This is a genomic window from Levilactobacillus fujinensis (genome assembly GCF_003946335.1).
Taxonomy (GTDB): domain Bacteria; phylum Bacillota; class Bacilli; order Lactobacillales; family Lactobacillaceae; genus Levilactobacillus; species Levilactobacillus fujinensis.
Genome location: NZ_RHNX01000080.1, coordinates 1 through 2,584 on the forward strand (window position 1 = coordinate 1; position 2,584 = coordinate 2,584).

Annotated in this window: 2 protein-coding genes; both read right to left on the reverse strand. The window is 42.6% G+C overall.

Going from position 1 to position 2,584, the window contains the following annotated elements; translation table 11 throughout:
- Positions 1–253 precede the first annotated feature (253 nt).
- Positions 254–766: a hypothetical protein gene (locus EKM89_RS13660; RefSeq protein WP_125689326.1), complete on the reverse strand. Its 513-nt coding sequence runs from the start codon at positions 764–766 to the stop codon at positions 254–256.
- Positions 767–966: 200 nt separating this feature from the next.
- On the reverse strand, positions 967–2,331 hold the full coding sequence (locus EKM89_RS13665) for an S-layer protein (RefSeq protein WP_125689328.1): 1,365 nt from the start codon (positions 2,329–2,331) through the stop codon (positions 967–969).
- Positions 2,332–2,584 lie beyond the last annotated feature (253 nt).

A 2,584-nucleotide genomic window follows, 5' to 3' on the forward strand; every position in this document is an offset into this window, starting at 1 on the left:
TTTATGATATCAAAAAATGTAGGAAAAACGACAATTTCTAATTGCCATTTTCCTACATTTTACAACCGCCATATACATCTGACGAATACACTTCACTTAATTTCATCATTGGCCTCCTAACCTTAATCTATCCTGCCACAGTAAAAATAACACGCTTCATGTCGAATAGATAATTATCTGTTTTATAACTCTAGCTAATATGCTACTCCTTCCGAGCTGACATTCCTAACTCTTTTTTCCAAAACAATCTAATCTACGCGTGTAATACCCGCTTAAACAAATCGTCTGCGTTCACACCATATCGAACACAACGTTCCCGAATCAACTCACGATGTCCATCAACGATTTCCGCAAACAAGCTCCGTTTCGTCAGCCAACACAGCTTAACCTCTTGATCAAATGATTGCAACGCAACGTTGTCCTCGATTTCTGACAATTGCTGTGGATCAATCGCTAAAACAACACCAACTTCCCTAATCGTCAATCCCAGCCGCTTACGAACCAGCTTAATCTCATCCGGTAGTAAAAAGTGGTATTTATCCCGATAGAGCGCAAAATCCATTCGAAAATTATAGTCCGGATCATCTACGGGTTCTAAATACTCTTCCTCGTCATCAATTTCGACCGTAGCTGGTACCCAGTAACGGTGTGTGTTGGTTAGTGGCGCATCGAACATCACTACTTCTTCATCGACTTCAATCACATTAAATTCAATTGGTGCTCCCGTCAAATCTTGATGGGTCACCCGTGCAATCAATTTAGCCATTGTTCGCTCCCCCTTGAAGAATCCCCATTAACAAATATTTTCCGCAACCATATGTGTTTCAGTGTTTCTTCGCTACATCTCCTTACTATACAGGGCCGCTACGAAATGTTGGAATAAAACGTCTTACAAATAATTTCATAACAAAAAAATCCCAGACCACCGACGTGATCTGGGATTCTTATAATCAATTTAGACTAGGCTTAAGCTAACCAGCTGTTATCAACAGTGGTAGTAGAAGCAGCACCCTTAACGGCCTTAGCAGTAAAGCTAGCAGTTAAAGTGTCACCATAAGTCTTAACCCGGTTGTCGCTCTTGAAGTTTGATGGGTTGAAAGTGAATTCGTAGTGGTAAGCATCACCATTGGCAGCGTAGTAGTTCTTTGTGCCCTTAAAGGTCGTGCTGAAGCCAGAAGCAATGACACCCAAGTTGTCTTGAGAAATCGTTGCGCCCTTAGTACCAGACAATGCCTTGATACCAGCAGCGTTCAGCGTAACAGAGGCTTCACTAGAGTTCAAAGCACCAGTCGTTAATGGGCTCGAGATTGAAACACCAGCGTTGTCAACACTTTCAACGTTCAAGCTAACCTTGGACGTTGCAGCGGCAGTAACATCAACATACAGCGTGTTGCCGTAAGTAGCGTTAGTCGTTGACACAGTAGCATTAGTCAATTGGTAACCAGCAGGAACCGAGCTAGTAGCAAATTGTGCTAAAGTTGAGCCTGCAGCGTTCTTGTCAGCACTAGCAGAAGCGCCGGCCTTAGTGCCAGCCTTGGCAGTGATCCAAGTTGCAGTACCAACTTGGGAACCGTTGTTTTGGTAAACAACCTTAACGCTGTTGTCGTTAGTAGCTGCGGCTTCTGCAGAGCTAGTTGATAAACCACCAAAAGTAGTCGCAGTAGCACTGTAACCAGTACCAGCGAAAATCCAGCCTGAAACAGCACTGTTTTGTTCGTCAGTTACGTAGTAGTACAAGCTACCTTCACGCGTCTTAGTAGCAGCATCGGAAACCTTGAACGTGTCGGAATCCTTAACACCATACATGCTAACCTTCTTAGCCTTGTATTGGGTGTTTTGTGGGGCAGTCCAAAGGGTGTTCTTCTTAGCGTTAACTAAGTGGAAACCAGTAGTCCGAGTAGGCAGGGTAGCCTTAGTTGTCGTGCTAGCAGTCTTGATCCCACCAGCAAAGGTGTCAGTGCTCTTACCACCATAGATGTAACCACGGTACTTGCCGTTCATCGTAACGACCTTGTAGTAAACAGAGCCCTTGCTAGTAACAGCAACACGGTAAGCACGGAAGTAGTCAGTTGACTTCTTGGAGTCGGCAAGCTTCTTCATCGTCGTCTTAGAAGCAACGACCTTTGCACCCTTGACAGTACCTGGCTTGCTGTAAAGTGCGTTAGTCCCCGTAGATTCAACATTACGCGTTTCAGCAGCAGTCGTCATCGTAACATCAGACTTAATAGAAGCCTTTGATGCAGCGTTAGCAGAAGTGCTAACTGCAGTAACGGCACCTAAGCTCAATACAGCTAAACCTAAGTACAGTGAATTCTTTAAACTTGATTGCATATTTTGTGCTCCTCCAAAATAAAAAGTAGATTTTATAGAACTTACCTGTCATAGTTCTATGACGCCTCTCAGTATACCAATAATCTCTCGTAAAAGCGAAATTAATACAGTGAACTTATAAAAAACTTACTAGAAGACACAAAAAAGTCTGAATCCGAAGATTCAGACTTTTTATTGGTTCTACAATATCTGTTGTTGGTAATAGATTTTTATCTATTAATGATGACAGATTTTTTGTTTATCATTAGAATAA